The organism is Amnibacterium soli (assembly GCF_039544415.1).
GTDB classification, from domain to species: Bacteria; Actinomycetota; Actinomycetes; order Actinomycetales; family Microbacteriaceae; genus Amnibacterium; species Amnibacterium soli.
Window position 1 is genome coordinate 49,169 of record NZ_BAABLP010000004.1, and the last position, 18,634, is coordinate 67,802.

Consider the following 18,634-nt stretch of genomic DNA (forward strand, 5'->3'; position numbering starts at 1 on the left):
GCCGGAGGGGGTCAGAGCTCCCAGACGAGCGGGGCGGGGGCGTGGGCCCACCCCTCGCGCAGGCGGGCGACCGCCCGGTCGTAGGCCTCGAGCAGGTCCATGTTCGGCCTCATCAGGGCCTGCACCTGCAGCCCCTCGTAGACCGCGATCAGCTGCTCCGCACCGTGCGGCGGCTCGACCGTCGCGGGCTCGCGGCCGATGGCGATGTCGTGCGCGAGCGCGCGCTGCACGGTGCCGTGGAACTGCACCCACTGCTGCCGCATCACGACGCCGATCGGGTGCCCGGGCGTGGCCGAGACGCTCGCCGCGCCCATCATCAGCCGCATCAGCGCGGGCTCGGCGACGTTGGCCACGACGACCGCGCGCAGGAACGCGACGGCGCCGAACTCGATCGGCACCTCGACGAGGTCGGCGTCGCGCCGACCGTGCCAGACCCCGATCACGGCGAGCAGCAGGTCGTCCAGCGTCGCGAACCGCTCCTGCACGTCGGCGAGGTCGAGACCGGCGGCGGCGGCCACCTGCTCGAGCGCGACCTCGGTCAGCGCGCGCTCGCGGTACAGGGCGATCGCGGCCTCGATCAGGGCCGAGCGGACCTCGTCCTCGGAGGCGGCGAGAGTGCGTGCCGCATCCGCGGTGCTCAGGACCGAAGTGCTCATGCCTGAGTTTCTCCTATGAGTTCCGGCACGCTCGACCCTCAGTCCAAGGGCCACATCGGGTGCACCGCCCGCGCGGCCCGTGCACCCGATGGCCGATCGGCGACTCAGCCGAGCAGGTCGGCGGCGAGCGCCATGGCCCCGACGACGCCGGGCGAGTCCTCGACGCCGGGGGCGACGAGCACGTCCGCGGGGTCGCGGGAGGAGAGGGAGGCGGGCCCGTAGCCGCGGGCGAGGTCTGGCAGTGCGGCGCGGGTCGCCTCGAGCAGCCCGGGCGCGAGCATGACGCCGCCGCCGAGCACGACCCGCTCGGCACCGACGGTCAGCGCGACGCTGTACGCCATCTGCGCGACGTAGGACGCGAGGATCGAGAGGCGCTCGTCCCGCACCTCCGGCGGGAACGAGGACGCGTCGACGCCCCACCGCTGCAGCACCGCGGGACCTGCGGTGAGGCCCTCGAGGCAGTCACCGTGGAACGGGCAGCTGCCCGCGAAGTCGTCGGCGGGGTGGCGGCGCACGAGCAGGTGCCCGACCTCGGGCCAGCCGTCGCCGCCGATCGGGCGCCCGTCGACGACGATGCCGACCCCGACCCCGGTGCCGATGGTCGCGTAGGCGAGGGAGGAGGCGCCCCGGCCGGCGCCGTACCGCAGCTCCCCCACCGCTGCGCCGAGCACGTCGCTGACGAACGCGGCCGGCAGCCCCTCCGGGTTCACGCGCGCGAGCAGGTCGACGTCGGCCCAGCCGGGCTTCGGCGTCGTCGTGATCCAGCCGAACCGGGGGCTCGACGGGTCGGCGTCGACGGGTCCGAAGGACGCCACCCCGATCGCCTCGACCGGCTCGTCCGCACCCGCCTCGGCGATGAAGTCGCGGATGCGGCCGATCGTCCCGTCCGGATCGGTGGTCGGGAAGCGGCGGGTCAGGACCGGCCGGTCGGGCGCCTCGGCGCGCCCCGCCGCGCAGACGACCTTCGTGCCGCCCGTCTCGATGCCCACGATCATGTGCCGACCCCGCTCCTCCGCCGCACCGGCGCGGCCAGCAGACCCTAGCGAGGGCTCCCAGAAAAGGGGACCGGCGGTGGAAGCGGCCGTGCAGCCGGGAGGACTAGCGTTCCCAGCGGCGTCGCTGCTCGGGCACCGCCCGATGTCGGGCGGCTCCCCGCTCACATCGAAAGGTTCGTACCCTCCGTGACCGATTCACCGATCGACCCCACGACCTCCGAGGCCTGGCAGGCCCTCTCCGACCTCGCCGAGGGCTTCACGCCCGATCTGCGCGCCTGGTTCGCCGAGGACGCCGGTCGCACCGAGCGGTACACGTTCCAGGCCGCCGACCTCACCGTCGACCTGTCGAAGAACCTGCTGACGCAGGAGGTGCTGCCGCACCTGCTCGAGATCGCGAGGACGGTCGACGTGCCGGGCCGGTACCGCGCGATGATCAGCGGCGAGCACATCAACGTGACCGAGGACCGCGCCGTGCTGCACACCGCGCTGCGCCGCCCGAAGGACGGCGCCGACCTCGAGCCGGCCGCGCCGCTGACGGTCGACGGTCAGGACGTCGACGCCGACGTGCACGAGGTGCTCGACAAGATCGCCGGGTTCGCCACCTCGGTGCGCGACGGCTCCTGGACCGGCGTCACGGGCAAGCGCATCGAGACCGTCGTGAACATCGGCATCGGCGGCTCCGACCTCGGCCCGGTCATGGTCTACGAGGCGCTCAAGCCGTACGTGCAGCAGGGCCTCTCCGTCCGCTTCGTGTCGAACATCGACCCCTCCGACATCTACGAGAAGACCGCGGACCTCGACCCCGAGACGACGCTGTTCATCGTCGCGTCGAAGACCTTCGGCACGCTCGAGACCCTGACCAACGCGCGCCTCGCCCGCCAGTGGCTGTGGGAGGGCCTGTCGAAGGCCGGCGCCATCGAGGACGCCGACGACTCGCGTCGCGACGCGGTCAGCAAGCACTTCGTGGCCGTCTCCACCGCGCTCGACAAGGTCGAGGCGTTCGGCATCGACCCGGAGAACGCCTTCGGGTTCTGGGACTGGGTGGGCGGCCGCTACTCGGTCGACTCCGCCGTCGGCACCTCCATCGCCATCGCGATCGGCCCGGACGGCTTCGCCGACTTCCTCGCCGGCTTCCACGCGATCGACGAGCACATGCGCACCGCGCCGCTCGAGTCGAACGTGCCGGTGCTGATGGGCCTGCTGAACGTCTGGTACTCGAACTTCCTCGGCGCGCAGAGCCACGCGGTCCTGCCGTACGCGCAGTACCTGCACCGCTTCCCCGCCTACCTCCAGCAGCTGACCATGGAGTCGAACGGCAAGAGCGTGCGCTGGGACGGCAGCCCCGTCGTCACCGACACGGGCGAGGTCTTCTGGGGCGAGCCCGGCACCAACGGGCAGCACGCGTTCTACCAGCTGATCCACCAGGGCACGCGGCTGATCCCGGCGGACTTCATCACGGTCGCCAACCCGGCGCACCCGCTGCAGGACGGCGACACCGACGTCCACTCGCTGTTCCTCGCGAACTTCTTCGCCCAGACGAAGGCGCTGGCCTTCGGCAAGACGGCGGAGGAGGTCCGCGCGGAGGGGACCGACGAGGCCGTCGTGCCGGCGCGCACCTTCAGCGGCAACCGCCCGACGACGTCGATCCTGGCGCCGGCGCTCACGCCGTCGGTGGTGGGCCAGCTCATCGCGCTCTACGAGCACATCACGTTCGTCGAGGGCACCGTCTGGGGCATCGACTCGTTCGACCAGTGGGGCGTCGAGCTCGGCAAGAAGCTCGCGCTCGAGGTCACGCCGGCCGTGCAGGGCGACGCCGACGCGCTCGCGGCGCAGGACCAGTCGACGAAGTCGCTGATCGCGAAGTACCTCGAGCTGCGGGGGTAGTCGGTCAGCGCGGCCGCGCCGCTCAGCGCCGGGGGATCAGCGCAGACACGGAGGGGGAGGGACCGATGCGGTCCCTCCCCCTCCGTCGTGCTGCCCGGCGGCGAGCACGATCAGCGCCCGGCGTGGCCCAGGTGGACCTTGGGGGCGTCGACGTCCCAGCGGGCGCGGCGCTTCGGCGCAGCGACCTGCGCGGGCAGCGCGACACCGGTGCCGTGAGTGCGGGGGCCGTGCGCGAGCAGCGGGTTGCTCTGGATGAGGCGGTCGAGCACGTTCGTCATGAGGTCTCCTTCAGCAGACGGGATTCACTGCGAACCCCTTCGTATGATAGGTGAACGAACGAACTCGTGGAAGTGTTCCCACATGCGGATGTTCGCGCGATGACGCTGCCGGAGCCCCTCGGCGAGACCGCGTCCCGCACCTTCCGAGCGCTGCTGGCCGCCGGGACGGCGACCCGTCCCGAGCTCGCGGAGGCGCTGCGGGTGACGAAGCAGACCGTGTCCGCCGCGATCGCGGAGCTGGAGGAGCGGGAGCTCGTCGAGGCGGTCGCCGTGCAGCAGGGCCGCACCGGCCGGTCGGCCCTCCGCTACGCGCTGCACCGCCGGGCCGGCTGGGTCGCGGGCGTCGACCTGGGCTCCAACCGGCTGCGGGTCGCCGCCGCCCGCCTCGACGGCACGATCGTGGCGGAGCGCCTCGTGCGCAACCCGGCGCCGACCGTCTCCCGCGACTGGCCCGACCAGCTCGAGCTCGCCGCCCACGCCCTCGCCGAGGTGGCGCAGGAGCTGTCGGAGTCGGAGGGCGGGCTACTCGGCGCGACGCTCGCGGTCGCGCGCGCGGTGCCCGTGCGGCGGGACCTCGTCGGGGACGGCGCGGAGGGGGTCGACGAGCGCCTGCTCGCTGCGCTCGTGCCCGTCGCCCCGGCGGCCGTCTGGACCGAGAACGACGTGAACTGCGAGGCGATCGCGCAGCTGCGATACCGGCCCGGGCCCCCGCCGCGCTCGGTGCTGCACCTGCACGTCGGCGCCGGCGTCGGCGCCGCGCTGATCGTCGAGGGCGTCATCGTCCGCGGCGCCCGCGGGCGGGCCGGCGAGATCAAGGGGCTCGCGAGCCCGATCGGCCGCGGCGGGTCCGTCGAGGAGGCGCTGTCGGTCGGCGGGCTGCTGGAGGCGGCGGGGCACTCGGCCGCCGCACCGCTGCCCGCGGCGCTCGACGACCTGTTCGCCGCCGCCGCGACCGGGGACCCCGCCGCGGAGACGGCCGTCGCGGACGAGGCGCGAGGCGTCGCGCTGCTGCTGCGCGACCTCACCGCCGTGCTGGACCCGGACCTGGTCGTGCTGTCCGGGTCGCTCGGCGGCCGCTCCGAGCTGCACGAGCGGGTCGCCGCGGTGGCCGCCGGCCTCGCCGTCGACGTCGTGCCGGCCGAGGACCCGCTCGGCGACGCCGCAGCCGTGCTGGGCGCCGCCGGGCTGGCCGCGGACCTGGTGCTCGACGCGGTCGCGCCCGCCCGCTGATCCGCTCTCCGTTCCGTAGGACGGCACGTCCTACGGAACGGAGAAGAGGGGTCAGGCGGGGATGGTGGCCGTGTCGATGACGTAGCGGTAGCGGACGCCGCCCTCGACGACGCGGTCGTACGCCGCGGTCACGTCGTCGGCGCCGATCGTCTCGATGGTCGAGACGATGCCGTGCTCGCCGCAGAAGTCGAGCATCTCCTGCGTCTCGCGGATGCCGCCGATGTTCGAGCCCGCGACGCTGCGCCGGCCGCCGATCAGCGAGAACACGGCGAACGACTGCCGCTCGCTCGGGGCGCCGACGTAGACCAGCGAGCCGTCGACGCGCAGGGTGCGGAGGTAGGCGTCGAGGTCGAGGTCCGCCGACACCGTGTTGATGATCAGGTCGAAGGTGTTGCGCAGCGCCTTCAGCGCGCCGTCCTCGGCGGTCGCGACGTAGTGCGCGGCACCGAAGGCGAGGGCGTCCTCCTCCTTCGAGCGGGTGCGGCTGAGCACGGTGACCTCGGCGCCCATCGCGGCCGCGATCTTCACCGCCATGTGGCCGAGCCCGCCGAGCCCGATGACCGCGACCCGCTTGCCCTCGCCCGCGCCGTGGTGGCGCAGCGGGCTGTAGGTGGTGATGCCGGCGCAGAGCAGCGGCGCGGCAGCGTCGAGCGGGATGCCCTCGGGGATGCGCAGCACGTAGCGCTCGTCGACGACCGTCTGCGTCGAGTACCCGCCGTAGGTGGGCTCGCCGTCGTAGTAGCGGCCGTTGTAGGTGGCGACGTTGCCCTTGAGGCAGAACTGCTCCTCGCCCGCGAGGCAGTACTCGCACTCGCGGCAGGAGTCGACGAAGCAGCCGACGCCGACGCGGTCGCCGACCGCGTACCGCTCGACCTCGGCGCCGACGGCGGACACCGTGCCGGCGATCTCGTGGCCGGGCACCATCGGGAAGATCGCCTCGCCCCACTCCTGCCGGGCCTGGTGGATGTCGCTGTGGCAGATGCCGGCGTAGGCGATGTCGATGAGGACGTCGCGCGGGCCGACCTCGCGGCGCTCGACGGTGCCCCGCTCGAACGGCGCTCCGGTGGTCTTCGTCAGCAGGGCGGGGACGGTGGTGGTCACGGTGGATCTCCTCAGGGGGTCGGGCGGCGCACGACGCTAACGGCGCCTCGCTGGTGATCCGCCGGTGCGCGCCCGGCGCCCGCGGGCGGTCAGGCCGCGGGCTCGAGGGCGAGCAGTCGCTCCGTCGCGGCGACGACGGAGGCGGGGGCGACGGAGGTGAGGCACGGGTGCCCGGCGACCGGGCACAGCGTCGCACGGGAGCCCCGGCAGGCGGCCGTGCGGTCGCCGAGCAGCTCGACGGGCACCCCGTAGGGCGCCCACCGCTCGGGCGGCACCACCGCGGAGAACAGGCTCACGATCGGTCGGCCGACCGCGGCGGCCAGGTGCGCGGGCCCGGTGTTGCCGACGACCACCACGGACGCGCCCGCCAGCACCTGCGCGGTGCCGGTGAGGTCGTGGGCGCCGCCGAGGTCGATCCCCGCATCGCCGGCGACCTCGGCCGTCAGCGCGCGCTCGTGGGCGCCGCCCGTGACGACGACGGCGTGCCCCGCCTCCGCGAGCAGGCGGACCACCTCCGCGAAGTGGTGCGCGGGGTACTCGCGCGCGGGGTACTGGGCGCCGGGGTGCACGGCGATGTACCGCTCGGGCAGGCCGGCGGGCGGCTCCTCCGGCAGGGTCACGTGGAGGCGGCCGTCGTCGCCCTCCGGCAGCTCGTAGCCGGCGAGGCGCACGATCGCGAGGTTCCGCTCGGGCTCGGGGATGTCCTCCGGGAACGTCTCGCCCGGGATCCACCGGCCGTCGAGCAGCCCGGCGGACGCCTCGACGGACGCCCCGAGGATGCGCGGCACCCCGGCGAGGCGCAGCAGCAGCGCGATCGGCAGCGGCGACTGGTGCGCGGCCGTCAGGATGATCGCCTCGTCGGGACGGCACTCCGCCACGACCGCGTCGACCTCCGCCACCAGCGCGGCGTCCACGGGCCGGTCGACCGCGGTGATCCACGGGACGCCGACCACGCGCAGCTCGTCGATGCCCGGCAGCAGCGCCGCCGCGGACCGGCCGCGCGGACCTGCGAGGTACCAGACCTCCGTGTCCTCCCGCGCGGCGACCGCGCGCACGGCCGGCCCCGACATCAGCACGTCGCCCATGCTGTCGAGGCGGACGACGAGGACCCGTCGCGCTGCGCCGCTCGTCACCGCCGCAGCGCCGCGCGCGCGGTGTCGGCCAGCTTCGCGAGCGCGCTCGCGCGGGTGTCCGCGTCGGGCACGCCGGCGATCGCGAGGCGGACGGCCTTGCGGACCTGCTCGGCCTCGAGCATCCAGGCGACGTGTCCGAGCAGCTCGGAGACGTGCTCCTCGACGGGCAGGTCCTTCGCCTTCGGGCTCAGACCGAGCCGCGGCAGCACGATCTCGTGCGCGACGACGAACGCCCCCAGGCCGTACGCGGCACCGGCCCAGAGCTTGGTGCGGGGCAGGTACTCCGCGGCGACGGAGTAGGCGGCGACGGTCACGACGGAGAAGCCGAAGTGCACGGCGAGGACGCCCCACGGCACCTCGTTGTCGTTGTACGTGTAGGTCGCCTCGTCCGGGTCGATCCCCCGCTGCTGCAGGAAGGTGACCGGCACCTCGCGGTCCGGCTTGCGGGGCGGGAACAGCGACTCCCAGCCCATCTTGATCGCGCCGGAGCTGAGGCCCGCCACGACGCCCGCGGCCAGCGCGGCTCCCGGTCGGCGGCTCTCGGGGGCGGACAGGTCGAGCAGACCGAACGGAGTCTTCATGCGGGCACGGTACCTCACCGCTCGACCAGCCTGGGAGCGGACTGTGCGGCATCGCGATCCGCCGCGACCACCTGTTCGAACAGCTCGATCGCGGCCTCCTGCACCTCCGCCTCGGGCACGTCGTGCGTGGCGCTGACGCCGTGGTCGCACCAGCCGTCGAGCACCCGCCGGCCGCAGACCCGGCACCCGCCGTGCCAGGAGACGAGGACGCGGTGGCGGGCCCGGGAGAGGGGTGCCACGTCGGCGAGGTTGGCGTAGGTGAACACCGCGACGGTGGCGGTGCCGGCCGCACCCGCGATGTGCCGCGGGCCGGAGTCGTTCGCGAGCACGAGGTGCGCGCGCTCGAGCAGGCCCACGAGCCCGGGCAGCGACAGGTCGCCGACGACGGTCTCGACCGGTCCGCCGAAGCCGCGCGCGACCTCCCGGACCCTGCCCGCCTCCGACGCCCCGCCGACCACGACGACGCGGGCTCCGCGGTCCGCGAGCACGCGCGCGATGCGGCCCAGCCGGTCCTCCGGGTAGCAGCGCCGGGGGTCGGTCGCGCCCGGGTGCACGACGACCAGCGGCGCGTCCGTCTCGGGCACGGCCTCGATCGACGCCGCGCGGTCCGCCTCCGTCACCGTGAGCCGGGGCTCGATCCGCACCGGCGGCGCACCCGCGGCGCCGACGACCTCGAGCCAGCGGAGGGTGTCGTGCTGGAACGCGGTGTAGGGCACCCAGCGGTCCGGCTTCGGGGCGTCCGCGGTCGCGGCGCCCACCGTGGTCGTCGCGCCGAGGCGCAGCAGGAGGCGGTTCGAGTTGCCCCCGCCGCCGTGCAGCTGCACGGCGAGGTCGTACCCCTCCGCCCGCTGCTCCGCGGCCCAGGCCTCGATCTCCTCCTCCGTCGCGTCGGGCGCCGCCGAGCCCACGCGCACGCCGTGCACCGGCGGCACGACCAGGACGCGGTCGACCGGGGAGGGCCGGTCCTCGAGCAGCGCCACCGTGTGGGCGGCGCCGAGCAGCGTGATCTCCGCGTCCGGGTAGGCGGCCCGCAGCGCAGCGAGCGCGGGTTCGCCGACGATGTAGTCGCCGAGCCCGTTGGCGCGCAGCACGGCGATGCGCCGCACGTCGGTCAGGGGCGCGGAGGCGGAGCTGATCGGAGTCATCCCCTCAGTTCTCCCACAGGACGGCTCCGCGCGCGGTCCGCTCCCAGCCAAGGAGGGCTCTGCCGACGCCGGCTCAGTGCAGGAAGGCCAGGGCGAGCACCGCGAGCAGCACCCCCGGCAGCGCCGCCAGACCGAGCGCGACCGCGGGCGCGAGCGGGTGGTCGCGGCGCCGGTGGGCGACCACGTACTCCGCGATGCTCGCCGCGAGCACGACCTCGGTGAGGAGGGGGACGCCCGCCGGCACCGGGGTGCCCGTCAGCTGCCCCCCGATCTGCGAGAAGGCCACGACGCCCCACGGCACGATCCCGAGCACGGCCGCCCAGCGCAGGGGCATCGGATCGCCGCCCGGCCGGTGCAGGGACCGCAGCAGCACCCCGCCCGCGGTCGCGGCGTAGACGAGCACGAGCGCCACCGCCTCCGCGACGCCGTTCAGCCGGGCCACCAGGAACAGCACGATCGGCGACGCGGCGCCGAGCGCCCAGGGCACCGCGGTGCGCTCGAGGCGGCCGGTGCCGCGCAGCGCCGCCACGACGGCGACGAGCGCCGGCGGCACGAGCACCGCAGCGGCCACCTGCACGACCCCGAGCCGGACCGCGCCGCCGCCGAAGTGCCCGACGACGGGCCGCGGGATCCCGTCGCCGAGCGCGGCGACGACGCCGAGCAGCACCACGAGGACGAGGAGGACCGCGGCGAGCACGAGGGCGCCGCGCGACCGGGTCATGCGATCGGGGCGCCGGTCGGGTCGGCGTCGGCCGACGGCAGGCGCCGGCCGAGCCAGGCGTCCATGCGCCAGGGGCCGTCGCCGTCGCGCTCGAGCACGACGACGCCGGTGTTCGGCAGGCCGTGCTCCGCGCCGAAGTCGCCGTCCGCGTTCACGGCCCGGGAGGCGGCCCAGGTGCGGATCGCGGCGCCGTGGCTGACGCACACGACCGCCTCGGCGCCGTGCAGCGCCGCCTCGACCGCGCGGTCGTACCGCTCGAAGAAGGACGCGCCGGTCTCCGGGAGCCCCGGCATCGCCGCGTCGAGGTCGCCGGACACCCAGGAGAACACGGTGCCCAGGTAGGCGAGGTGGCCGTCGCGGTCGGCGCGCATCTCGAGGCCGCCGGCGAGGACCTCGCGCAGCCCGTCGTCCTGCAGCAGCGGCAGCCCGCGGGCCTCCGCGAGCGGCGTCGCCGTCTCGACGGTGCGCGTGAGCGGAGAGGCCACGACGCGGTCGATGCGCTCGGCCGCGAGCACGTCGACGAGGGCGGCGGCCTGCTGCCGGCCGAGCTCGGTGAGGCCCGGACCGGGCGCGGCGGTGTCGAGCAGCCCGTGCACGTTCGACCGGGTCTGACCGTGGCGGACGAGGATCAGGCGGGCCATGGGGCCATCCTCGCCGAACAGTCGTGCAGGGCCGCTGCGCGCGAGCGCTCCGCACGCGTACGGTGCGCCCATGGACAGCGACGTCTCAGGCAGCTCCAATCCCGGCCCCGACGAGGGCGAGCCCCGCGACCCCGAACGCGGCACCCAGGACCCCGGACCCGGCGGCGACGTCCCGGAGCGCGGGTCGTCGAACCCCGGCCCGGACGAGGGCGGCGTCCGTCGCCCCGGACGCGGCTCGAGCGACCCCGGTCCGGAGGAGTGAGGGTCACGCCTCGCGCGTGATCTCCACCTCCACGAACAGGCGGCTGCCGGAGGGCCCGGCGTAGATCCCGCGCAGCGGCGCGACGTCCGTGTAGTCGCGGCCGCGGCCGACGAGCACGTGCCGCTCGCCGATGTCGAGGTCGTTCGTCGGGTCGAAGCCGTGCCACGAGCCGCAGAACCACTCGACCCACGCGTGCGACTCCCCCGTGACGGGCACGCCGACCGGGAACGACGGGTCGGGGTGGAGGTAGCCGGACACGTAGCGGGCGGGCACGCCGATGCTGCGCAGCGCCCCGATCGCGATGTGCGCGATGTCCTGGCAGACACCGCGCCCCTGCGCCCACGCCTCCTGCGCGGTGGTCTGCACCCCGGTGGAGCCGGCCAGGTAGGCGACCCGGTCGTGGATCTCGCGGCACACCGCGCGCGCCGCGGCGCAGGGATCGAGGTCGGCGGCGGCGGCGCGGGCGATCTCGCGCAGCTCGTCGGGCGGCTCCGTCAGCGGGGTCTGCTGCAGCTGCTCGACCGAGTCGACGGAGGCGCGCGCGGCCGGTGCGAGGTCGTCCCAGGACAGCCCGGGCGCCGCGTGGTCGCGCCGCACCACCTCCACGAGGCTCGTCGCGGTGAGCGACAGCCGATCGTGCGGCGTGAGGATCTCGAACGAGTTCACCCGGGTGCCCCAGTAGTCGACGTAGCCGTGCGAGGACGAGATCGGCGAGATCTCGAGGTTCGCCGCGAGCACGAACTGGCCGTCGTCGGACCCGGGCAGCATCCGCGCCTCGTTGTAGGACTGCGTGACCTCGCCGCCGTAGTGGTAGCCGGTCACGTGCCGCACCCGCAGCCTGCTCATGCCGCTCCCCGCATGCACCGCGCCATCAGAACTCCCCCACCCACACGGGCGCCGCGTTCGTCGGGAAGTAGCGCCGCCGGATCGCCTCCGACGCCGCGGAGGTCGCGGCCTGCACCGCCTCCATCTGGAACGCGAGGTCCGTCAGGATCTCGTCGATCGGCCGGAACTCGAGCTCGGAGCGGATCTGCCCGAGCACCCGCAGCGCGCGGTCCGAGGTGCCGACCCGCTCGCTGCGCGGCTCGAGCTGCCGCAGGCACGCCCCCGCCCGGGAGATCGAGAACAGGATCGAGCGGGGGAACAGCCGGTCGATCGCCAGGAACTCCGCGGCGTTCTGCGCGGAGGGGACGCCGCGGTAGGTGCGCAGGTACGCCTCGTACCCGCCGCACGAGCGCAGCAGGGTCGTCCAGCTCGGTCCGTTCTTGCCCGTGAGGGCATGCGTCGCGAGCAGGCGGGCGGTCATGTCCGCCCGCTCGATGCTGCGGCCGAGCGTGAAGAACTGCCAGGCCTCGTCGCGGCTCGTGGCGCTGTCGATGATCCCGACGGCGAGCGCCGTGCGCTCCCGCACCCAGCCGAAGTACTCGGCGACGCGGTTCGGCGACACCTGCCGCGGGATCCGGGCGCGGGTCGTGTTGAGGCACTCCCACAGCTCGGTGCTCACGATCTCGCGGGCCCGGCGGGCGTTCTCCCGCGCCGCCATCAGGGAGTAGGCGATGGAGGCGGGGTGGGTGCGGTCGACGCCGAGGATCGCCAGCACGTCGTCGCGGGTGAGGCGGCCGTCCCCTGCGGGACTCGACCCCATCACCGACAGCAGCGCCCGGCAGGCCGTGTCCTCGTCCACCCACGGGTCCTCGAGCAGCAGCTGCAGGTGCACGTCGAGGATGCGCGCGGTGCCGTCGCCCCGCTCGATGTAGCGGCCGATCCAGAACAGGCTCTCCGCGATCCGGCTCAGCACGGCGCACCGCCCCGCTCGGGAGCTTCGTGTTCACGGAGTTCCGGCTGCGCCAGAACTCCGTGGACATGAAGCGACTGCTGTTGCTGCTGCTGCTGCTCGCCCGTGTCGTCGACGACGTCGAGCGGCGCGTGGTCCGGCTCGTGCGAGGGCGGCACGACCGGGCGGGCGACCCTGTCGTGCGAGGCCTGGCCGCGTACGAGGGTCGCGACGGACCGCTCCGCGGGCGCCGGGCCGGTGCCCGTGACCCAGGTGTCCTTCGAGCCGCCGCCCTGGCTCGAGTTCACGACGAGCTGCCCCTCCGGCAGCGCCACCCGCGTCAGCCCGCCGGGCAGCACCCAGACCTCGCGCCCGTCGTTCACCGCGAAGGGCCTGAGGTCCGCGTGCCGCGGCCGGACCCCGTCCTCGACGAGCGTCGGGATCGTGGAGAGCTGCACGACCGGCTGCGCGATCCAGCCGCGCGGGTCCGCGATCAGGCGCTCGCGGAGGCGGTCGAGCTCCGGCTTCGTCGCCTTCGGACCGACGACCAGGCCCTTGCCGCCGGAGCCGTCGACCGGCTTGACGACGAGCTCGTCGAGCCGGTCGAGCACCTCCTCGAGCGCCGCCGGCTCCTCGAGCCGCCAGGTGTCGACGTTCTTGAGCTTCGGCTCCTCGCCCAGGTAGTAGCGGATGAGGTCGGGCAGGTAGGTGTAGACGAGCTTGTCGTCGGCTACCCCGTTGCCGACCGCGTTGGCGATCGTGACGTTCCTGAGGCGGGCGGCGAGCATCAGGCCGGGGGAGCCGAGCAGCGAGTCGGCCCGGAACTGCAGCGGGTCGAGGAACTCGTCGTCGACCCGGCGGTAGATGACGTCGACGCGGGTGGGCCCGGCCGTGGTCCGCATCCAGACGCGGCCGCCGGAGCAGAACAGGTCGCGGCCCTCCACCAGCTCGACGCCCATGAGGCGGGCGAGCAGGGTGTGCTCGAAGTAGGCGGAGTTGTGGACGCCCGGCGTCAGCACGACGACCGTCGGGTCCTCGATCCCGGGCGGAGCCGCGGCCTTCAGCGCCTGCAGGAGGCGGTGGGGGTACTCCCCGACGGGCCGCACCCGCATCTGCACGAACAGCTCGGGCAGCGTCTGCGCCATCACCCGCCGGTTGGAGATGACGTAGCTCACGCCCGAGGGCACCCGCACGTTGTCCTCGAGCACCCGCCACTCGCCGTGCTCGTCGCGGATGAGGTCGATGCCGGAGACCTGGATGCGCACGCCGTTCGCGGGCACGACGCCCGCGGCCTGGCGGTGGAAGTGGGACGACGAGCTGATCAGCCCGGCGGGCAGCACGCCGTCGCGCACCGCGGCCTGCGGGCCGTAGACGTCGGCGAGGAAGGCCTCGAGCGCGAGGACCCGCTGCTGCACCCCCGCCTCCACGGACGCCCAGTCGTCCGCCTCGATCACCCGGGGCACGGCGTCGAGCGGGAACGGCCGCTCCTCCCCCGCGAAGTCGAAGGTGACGCCCTGCGCGAGGTAGGAGTCGGCGAGCGCCGCGGTGCGGCCCCGCAGCTCGGCGCGGGTCATCGTCGCGAGGGCCGCGTGCACCTGGCTGTACGGCGCCCGCGGCACCGCGGCAGCGGTGGTCATCGGCAGCTCCGCGAACATCTCGTCGAACGGCGCGGAGGCGGTCGGGTCGGCCGGCGCAGTGGTGCGCGCGTACCCGTCGAAGAGGTCCGCCATGTCCGGATGGAAGCAGAGCCGTGTTCCGAGCGTGTTACGGGCGAGGACCCGTCCTCGACGCAGGGGTGCCCGTACGATCGCGCCCATGTCGGGCCCGCCGCGGACCGCGCGGCGCGCGCTGTCCGACGGGCTGCGCGCCGCCGGGCTCTGGTTCGGCGGCGGCACGCTGGTGCTCGCGTGGGCGGCCACGGCGCTGATCGACGGCAGCGCCCCCTCCCTCGGCCTGTTCGCCGTGACGGCCGCGGTGATCGCGGCGGGCGGCCTGCTGTTCGTGCTGCCCGCGCCGCGCGCGGTCGTCGGCGTCGTCGTCGTGCCCGCCGCGATCGTGGTGATGGGCGCGGGGTACGTCGCCACGCTCGTCGTGCTCGCCCGCTCCGCCGCGCCGCCCGGCACGACGGCGGCCTTCCCGCTGTCCCCCGTGAAGACCGCGATGCTCGCCTTCGCGGTGAACGCCGGGCGCCGCCGCGCGCCGCTGCTCGCGGGCGCCGCGCTCGTGGTCGTCGCGGAGGGCGCCTCGGCGCTGCTCGGCCCGGCGCTCGGCGTGCCGTGGGCGTTCGACCTGCCGGAGACGGCGACGCTCGCCCTGATCGCCCTCGCCTCGTCCGGGTTCCTCATCGCCGGGCGCCGGACCGAGCAGCCGCGGCGCGCGTCGGCCGCCGCGGCCGGGGAGGAGGTGCTGGTCCGCACCCGCGCCGTCGCGCGGTCGCGGGCGGCCGCGGTCGTGCACGACACCGTGCTCGGCGATCTCGCCGCGGTGAGCGCCCTCGGCGCGGGCCCGCTCCCGTCCGCTGCGGCGGACCGCTTCGGCCGCACGCTCGAGCTGCTCGCCTCCCCCGGCTGGGCGCTGCCCGCCGAGGATCCCGGCGCGATCGGCGGCCCGGTGCTGGCCGCGATCGAGCGGACCGAGCAGGACGGGTTCACCGTGCGCCTGGACGGCGAGCTCGCCGAGTTGCGCGGCCTCGAGCCCCGCGTGGAGCAGGCGCTGGCCGCCGCGCTCGAGCAGTGCCTCGTCAACGCCCGCATCCACGCGGGCACCGACTCCGCCGAGGTCACGGTGCTCGCGGACCCGACCGGGCTCACGGTGATGGTCGCCGACTCCGGCGCCGGCTTCGCGCCGGAGGAGGTCGACCGCTCCCGCCTCGGCCTCAGCACCGCGGTCCGGGCGCGCATCGAGCAGGTCGGCGGCACCGTGCGGGTGTTCGCGCAGCCGGGCGTCGGCACGACGGTCCTGCTCGGCGTGCCCAAGGCGGTCGCGCCGTGAGCCGCGTGAGCCTCGCCGCGCGCGAGCCGCTGCTGCTCGGCGCCCCCGCGCCCGTGCTCGCCGCGGGCGGCGCGGGCCTGGCGCTCGTCACCGCCGTCGCCGCCACCGCGCTCGGGCGGGCGCAGATCGCGTCGTGGCCGCTCGAGGCCGCGGCGCTCGTCGTGCTGGCCGTCGCGGGCGTCGCCGTCGTCCTGCTCGCCAGCCCCTTCCGCGCGCCGTTCCGCGCCCGCTCGCAGGCGGCGGTGCTCGCGCTCGTGCTGCTCGCCGCGGTGCTCGACGAGGCCGCGCAGACCGGTCGGAACGCCGTGGTCCACGACGACTGGGGACTCGCGGTCGTGCCCGTCTTCCTGCTCGTGCTGGCGACGCTCCGGCCGCCGCGCGAGGTGCTGGCCGGGGGCCTCGTCGCGGTCGCCGTGATCGCGGGCGCCGTGGCCGCGCTGTCCCCCTCCCTGCTCGTGCCGCTGCCGCGCGCCGCGCGGGTCGCGATCGTGCTGACCGAGGTGCTGCCGCCGGCGATCGCGGCGGCGGCGCTCGCCCGCACGACGATGCGCCGGCTCGGCGGGCGGCGCCCGGCGCCCGCGTCGCCCGAGGCGGACAGCGCGCCGTCCGTGCAGCAGGAGACGATCGCCCGGCTGGAGGCGGCCGCGATCCCCCTCCTCACCGCCGTCGTCGCCGCGGGCTCGGTCACCGCCGAGCAGGCGGAGCGGGCGCGCGCGATCACGGCCGACCTGCGCACCGCGCTGGTCGCTGATCTGGCGCGCGGCTGGCTGGCCGAGGCCGGCTTCGGCGTCGACGACCCCGACGGCTACGCCGAGCGCATGACGCCCGAGCAGCGCGCGGCGCTGCGCACCACCGTCGCGAGCCTGCCCCTCGCCGACTTCGAGCGCCCCGGCACCGCCGCGGTGGACGGGCTGGACCGCGCCGCGACCCTCCGGCTGAGCCTGCCGGTGGCGGCGCGGCCCAGGCGCAGCCGGTACGCACCGCTCGTGCCCCTGCTCCGCGCGGTCTTCCCGCGCGCCGAGCTGCGGATCGACGGCGACCGGGTGCTCGTGCAGGTCGACTTCGCCGTCGCGGACTGAGGCTCAGCCCGCGACGAGCTGCCGTGGCACGTCCGCGCCGACCGCGCACGGCAGCCGCATCACCAGCACCGCGCCCGGCAGGTCGTCGCCCTGCGGCTCCTCGCAGCGGAGGGAGCCGCCGTGCGCGGCGAGCAGCCCGCGGGCAATCGGCAGCCCGAGGCCGGCCCCGCCGCTCGAGCGCGAGGGCTCGAGGCGGACCAGCCGGTCGAAGACGGCCTCGCGGCGGTCGGCCGGGATGCCGGGCCCGTCGTCCGACACCCGCACGACCGCCTCCCCGTCCTGCACGCGCGCCGCGAGCCGCACCGTCCTCGCCCCCGCCGTCCCGGCGTTCTGCACGAGGTTCGCGAGCACCTGGTCGATGCGCCCGGCGTCGACGTCGACCACCGCGTCGTCGCCCTCGACGAGCACGGTCGGCGCGTCCCGCCGCGGCGCGGTGCGGTCGGCGGCCTCCTGCAGCAGCGAGCGCAGCGACCGCGGGCGCGTCTCGACGGTCAGCTCGCCGAGGCGGGAGACGAGCAGCAGGTCGTCGACGAGCCGGCCCGCGCGGCGGGTCTCGCGCACGAGCCGCACGAGCACGCGGTCGCGCTCCTCGTCGTCGAGCGGTTCCCGGATCAGGCGCTCGGCGCCCGCGGACAGCGCCGCGAGCGGGGTGCGCAGCTCGTGGGAGGCGTCGGAGAGGAAGCGGCCGAGCCGTTCGGCGGCCTCCTCGGCGCGCTGCTCCGCCCCCTCCAGCTCCTCCAGCATCGCGTCGAACTGGACCGCGGCCCGGCCGAGGTCGGTGCCGGGGTCCAGCGGCGCGAGCCGTCGACCGCGACCGCCCGCCGCGGTCTCGCGGGCCGCGCCCGTGAGGACGTCGAGGGGCCGCATCGCGCGCCGCAGCACGAGCGGCAGCAGCAGCGCGGCGAGCGCCACGGCCGCGACGCTCGCGATCGCCATGATCGTGCGGAAGCGCGCCAGCTCGCGGTCGATCTGCTCGCTGTCGGTCGCCAGGACGAGGGTCGCGCCCGGGCGGAGCCGCTCCCGCGCGACCAGGCGGCCGTCCTGCTCGGTCACCGTCACGGCCGCCTCGGCCGCCGGGTCCGCGGCCGGGCGGTCGGGGCGCCCGCGGCCGGGCGGCGCGGGCTGTGGGGTGCCCACGACGGCACCGCCGCCCGAGTCGTACGTGATCCGCGCCTCGATGCCCGGCATGCTCAGCCGATCCGCCAGCGACTGGTCCGAGAGCCCGGTGAGGTCCCCGGCGAGCGCCGCGACCGACACGAGCCGCTCGCGCTGCTCCGCCTTCAGCACGGTGCCGAGCGCCAGGTCGACGCCGACCCCGACGACGAGCAGCAGCAGGGCGAGCACGCCGACGGCCCACAGCACCACCCGGCGCCGCAGGGACGGGGTCCTCACGCGACCTCCTCCCGGTCCACCGGGCGCAGCACGTACCCGAAGCCGCGCACGGTGTGCAGGATGCGGGGCCCCTGCTCCTCGAGCTTGCGGCGGAGGGCGCTGACGTGCACCTCGACCAGGTTCGCGTCGTAGTCGTCGTAGCCCCACACCTGCGTGAGCAGCTGCGTCTTCGACAGGATCCGCCCGCGCTCGTGGGCGAGGTAGGCGAGCAGCCGGTACTCGGTCGCCGTGAGGTCGAGCACGACGCCGCCGCGCACCACCTCCGCGCTCTGCTCGTCGACGACCAGGTCGCCGAGGTCGAGCGTGGCCGGCACGCGGCCCAGGCGGCGCAGCACCGCGCGCACGCGGGCGACGAGCTCCTCCACGATGAACGGCTTCACGACGTAGTCGTCGGCCCCGGCGCTGAAGCCGGCCAGCCGGTCCGCGCCGGCGTCGCGCGCGGTGAGGAAGATGACCGGCACGTCGCGGTCGCGGCGCAGCAGACGGGCGAGGCCGAACCCGTCGACGGGGCCGGGCAGCATCACGTCGAGCAGGGCGAGGTCGGGCCGGAAGTCGGCGGCGAGCGCCGCGATCCCGGTGCCGTCGGCGACCGCCCGCACGGCGAGGCCGGCGCGCTCGAGGGCGGCTGCGACGGACTCGCGGATCAGCGGGTCGTCCTCGACGACGAGCACGCGGGCGGAGGAGGGCATCCCTCGACCCTGCGGTGCGGGTCTGAAGCGATGCTGAAGCGCCGGCTGAGCATCGGCCAAGAAGGGGAGGGCGCCTGAACCG

Annotated in this window: 19 protein-coding genes; 5 read left to right on the forward strand and 14 right to left on the reverse strand. The window is 75.4% G+C overall.

Annotation, left to right across the window (positions count from 1 at the left end):
* Positions 1 to 11 precede the first annotated feature (11 nt).
* Positions 12 to 656, reverse strand: coding sequence for a hypothetical protein (locus tag ABEA53_RS09650; RefSeq protein WP_345480923.1), 645 nt, complete (start codon positions 654 to 656; stop codon positions 12 to 14).
* A 104-nt stretch (positions 657 to 760) separates the two neighbouring features.
* On the reverse strand, positions 761 to 1,651 hold the full coding sequence (locus ABEA53_RS09655) for an ROK family protein (RefSeq protein WP_345480924.1): 891 nt from the start codon (positions 1,649 to 1,651) through the stop codon (positions 761 to 763).
* 186 nt (positions 1,652 to 1,837) lie between these two features.
* Here ABEA53_RS09655 and pgi point away from each other — a divergent pair, with 186 nt between their 5' ends.
* Positions 1,838 to 3,535: a glucose-6-phosphate isomerase gene (pgi, locus tag ABEA53_RS09660; protein ID WP_345480925.1), complete on the forward strand. Its 1,698-nt coding sequence runs from the start codon at positions 1,838 to 1,840 to the stop codon at positions 3,533 to 3,535.
* Positions 3,536 to 3,645: 110 nt separating this feature from the next.
* Here pgi and ABEA53_RS09665 read toward each other — a convergent pair whose 3' ends face one another.
* Positions 3,646 to 3,813, reverse strand: a complete 168-nt coding sequence (locus tag ABEA53_RS09665; RefSeq protein WP_345480926.1) for a hypothetical protein — start codon at positions 3,811 to 3,813, stop codon at positions 3,646 to 3,648.
* A 99-nt stretch (positions 3,814 to 3,912) separates the two neighbouring features.
* Here ABEA53_RS09665 and ABEA53_RS09670 point away from each other — a divergent pair, with 99 nt between their 5' ends.
* Positions 3,913 to 5,043 (forward strand): ROK family transcriptional regulator, encoded by a 1,131-nt coding sequence (locus tag ABEA53_RS09670; protein WP_345480928.1) that lies wholly within the window; start codon positions 3,913 to 3,915, stop codon positions 5,041 to 5,043.
* Between the two features lie 51 nt (positions 5,044 to 5,094).
* Here ABEA53_RS09670 and ABEA53_RS09675 read toward each other — a convergent pair whose 3' ends face one another.
* From ABEA53_RS09675 to ABEA53_RS09700, 6 genes are all read right to left on the reverse strand, one after another.
* Positions 5,095 to 6,144 (reverse strand): NAD(P)-dependent alcohol dehydrogenase, encoded by a 1,050-nt coding sequence (locus ABEA53_RS09675; RefSeq protein WP_345480929.1) that lies wholly within the window; start codon positions 6,142 to 6,144, stop codon positions 5,095 to 5,097.
* Positions 6,145 to 6,233: 89 nt separating this feature from the next.
* Complete coding sequence (locus ABEA53_RS09680; protein ID WP_345481472.1) at positions 6,234 to 7,229, reverse strand: glycosyltransferase family 9 protein; 996 nt, start codon at positions 7,227 to 7,229, stop codon at positions 6,234 to 6,236.
* Positions 7,230 to 7,273: 44 nt separating this feature from the next.
* Complete coding sequence (locus tag ABEA53_RS09685) at positions 7,274 to 7,858, reverse strand: DUF1440 domain-containing protein (RefSeq protein ID WP_345480930.1); 585 nt, start codon at positions 7,856 to 7,858, stop codon at positions 7,274 to 7,276.
* Positions 7,859 to 7,872: 14 nt separating this feature from the next.
* Positions 7,873 to 9,003 carry a glycosyltransferase family 9 protein gene (locus ABEA53_RS09690; RefSeq protein ID WP_345480931.1) on the reverse strand — a complete coding sequence of 377 codons (1,131 nt, stop codon included), beginning with the start codon at positions 9,001 to 9,003 and terminating at the stop codon, positions 7,873 to 7,875.
* Positions 9,004 to 9,076: 73 nt separating this feature from the next.
* Positions 9,077 to 9,724, reverse strand: a complete 648-nt coding sequence (locus ABEA53_RS09695) for a hypothetical protein (protein WP_345480932.1) — start codon at positions 9,722 to 9,724, stop codon at positions 9,077 to 9,079.
* Positions 9,721 to 10,365 carry a histidine phosphatase family protein gene (locus ABEA53_RS09700; RefSeq protein WP_345480933.1) on the reverse strand — a complete coding sequence of 215 codons (645 nt, stop codon included), beginning with the start codon at positions 10,363 to 10,365 and terminating at the stop codon, positions 9,721 to 9,723. Before ABEA53_RS09700 ends, ABEA53_RS09695 begins: the two co-directional genes overlap by 4 nt.
* Before the next feature lie 70 nt (positions 10,366 to 10,435).
* Here ABEA53_RS09700 and ABEA53_RS09705 point away from each other — a divergent pair, with 70 nt between their 5' ends.
* Entirely contained in the window at positions 10,436 to 10,627 is a 192-nt protein-coding gene (locus tag ABEA53_RS09705; RefSeq protein ID WP_345480934.1) for a hypothetical protein, read from the forward strand.
* 3 nt (positions 10,628 to 10,630) lie between these two features.
* Here ABEA53_RS09705 and ABEA53_RS09710 read toward each other — a convergent pair whose 3' ends face one another.
* The 3 genes from ABEA53_RS09710 to ABEA53_RS09720 are packed head-to-tail and all read right to left on the reverse strand — an operon-like array spanning position 10,631 to position 14,131.
* On the reverse strand, positions 10,631 to 11,473 hold the full coding sequence (locus ABEA53_RS09710; RefSeq protein ID WP_345480935.1) for a transglutaminase family protein: 843 nt from the start codon (positions 11,471 to 11,473) through the stop codon (positions 10,631 to 10,633).
* 25 nt (positions 11,474 to 11,498) lie between these two features.
* Positions 11,499 to 12,425, reverse strand: coding sequence for an alpha-E domain-containing protein (locus ABEA53_RS09715; RefSeq protein ID WP_345480937.1), 927 nt, complete (start codon positions 12,423 to 12,425; stop codon positions 11,499 to 11,501).
* Positions 12,419 to 14,131, reverse strand: coding sequence for a circularly permuted type 2 ATP-grasp protein (locus ABEA53_RS09720; RefSeq protein WP_345480938.1), 1,713 nt, complete (start codon positions 14,129 to 14,131; stop codon positions 12,419 to 12,421). The genes ABEA53_RS09715 and ABEA53_RS09720 overlap by 7 nt, the downstream gene beginning before the upstream one ends.
* Before the next feature lie 85 nt (positions 14,132 to 14,216).
* Between ABEA53_RS09720 and ABEA53_RS09725 the strand changes: the two genes are divergently transcribed.
* Both ABEA53_RS09725 and ABEA53_RS09730 read left to right on the forward strand, forming a co-directional pair.
* The gene (locus ABEA53_RS09725) at positions 14,217 to 15,392 is read left to right on the forward strand and encodes a sensor histidine kinase (RefSeq protein WP_345480939.1); all 1,176 of its coding nucleotides are present in this window, start codon (positions 14,217 to 14,219) and stop codon (positions 15,390 to 15,392) included.
* Positions 15,389 to 16,471 (forward strand): hypothetical protein, encoded by a 1,083-nt coding sequence (locus ABEA53_RS09730; RefSeq protein ID WP_345480940.1) that lies wholly within the window; start codon positions 15,389 to 15,391, stop codon positions 16,469 to 16,471. The genes ABEA53_RS09725 and ABEA53_RS09730 overlap by 4 nt, the downstream gene beginning before the upstream one ends.
* A 3-nt stretch (positions 16,472 to 16,474) precedes the next feature.
* Here the strand turns inward: ABEA53_RS09730 and ABEA53_RS09735 are convergent, their stop codons facing one another.
* Complete coding sequence (locus ABEA53_RS09735; RefSeq protein ID WP_345480941.1) at positions 16,475 to 17,863, reverse strand: sensor histidine kinase; 1,389 nt, start codon at positions 17,861 to 17,863, stop codon at positions 16,475 to 16,477.
* Positions 17,860 to 18,552 carry a response regulator transcription factor gene (locus ABEA53_RS09740; protein ID WP_345480942.1) on the reverse strand — a complete coding sequence of 231 codons (693 nt, stop codon included), beginning with the start codon at positions 18,550 to 18,552 and terminating at the stop codon, positions 17,860 to 17,862. The genes ABEA53_RS09735 and ABEA53_RS09740 overlap by 4 nt, the downstream gene beginning before the upstream one ends.
* Positions 18,553 to 18,634: the final 82 nt, after the last annotated feature.

Excerpts from the sequence above, each read along its gene's own strand:
- ABEA53_RS09650 (WP_345480923.1), bottom strand. The coding sequence starts at position 656 with ATGAGCACTTCGGTCCTGAGCACCGCGGATGCGGCACGCACTCTCGCC.
- ABEA53_RS09655 (WP_345480924.1), bottom strand. The coding sequence starts at position 1,651 with ATGATCGTGGGCATCGAGACGGGCGGCACGAAGGTCGTCTGCGCGGCG.
- ABEA53_RS09665 (WP_345480926.1), bottom strand. The coding sequence starts at position 3,813 with ATGACGAACGTGCTCGACCGCCTCATCCAGAGCAACCCGCTGCTCGCG.
- ABEA53_RS09670 (WP_345480928.1), top strand. The coding sequence starts at position 3,913 with ATGACGCTGCCGGAGCCCCTCGGCGAGACCGCGTCCCGCACCTTCCGA.
- ABEA53_RS09680 (WP_345481472.1), bottom strand. The coding sequence starts at position 7,229 with ATGGGCGACGTGCTGATGTCGGGGCCGGCCGTGCGCGCGGTCGCCGCG.
- ABEA53_RS09685 (WP_345480930.1), bottom strand. The coding sequence starts at position 7,858 with ATGAAGACTCCGTTCGGTCTGCTCGACCTGTCCGCCCCCGAGAGCCGC.
- ABEA53_RS09690 (WP_345480931.1), bottom strand. The coding sequence starts at position 9,003 with ATGACTCCGATCAGCTCCGCCTCCGCGCCCCTGACCGACGTGCGGCGC.
- ABEA53_RS09695 (WP_345480932.1), bottom strand. The coding sequence starts at position 9,724 with ATGACCCGGTCGCGCGGCGCCCTCGTGCTCGCCGCGGTCCTCCTCGTC.
- ABEA53_RS09700 (WP_345480933.1), bottom strand. The coding sequence starts at position 10,365 with ATGGCCCGCCTGATCCTCGTCCGCCACGGTCAGACCCGGTCGAACGTG.
- ABEA53_RS09705 (WP_345480934.1), top strand. The coding sequence starts at position 10,436 with ATGGACAGCGACGTCTCAGGCAGCTCCAATCCCGGCCCCGACGAGGGC.
- ABEA53_RS09710 (WP_345480935.1), bottom strand. The coding sequence starts at position 11,473 with ATGAGCAGGCTGCGGGTGCGGCACGTGACCGGCTACCACTACGGCGGC.
- ABEA53_RS09720 (WP_345480938.1), bottom strand. The coding sequence starts at position 14,131 with ATGGCGGACCTCTTCGACGGGTACGCGCGCACCACTGCGCCGGCCGAC.
- ABEA53_RS09725 (WP_345480939.1), top strand. The coding sequence starts at position 14,217 with ATGTCGGGCCCGCCGCGGACCGCGCGGCGCGCGCTGTCCGACGGGCTG.
- ABEA53_RS09740 (WP_345480942.1), bottom strand. The coding sequence starts at position 18,552 with ATGCCCTCCTCCGCCCGCGTGCTCGTCGTCGAGGACGACCCGCTGATC.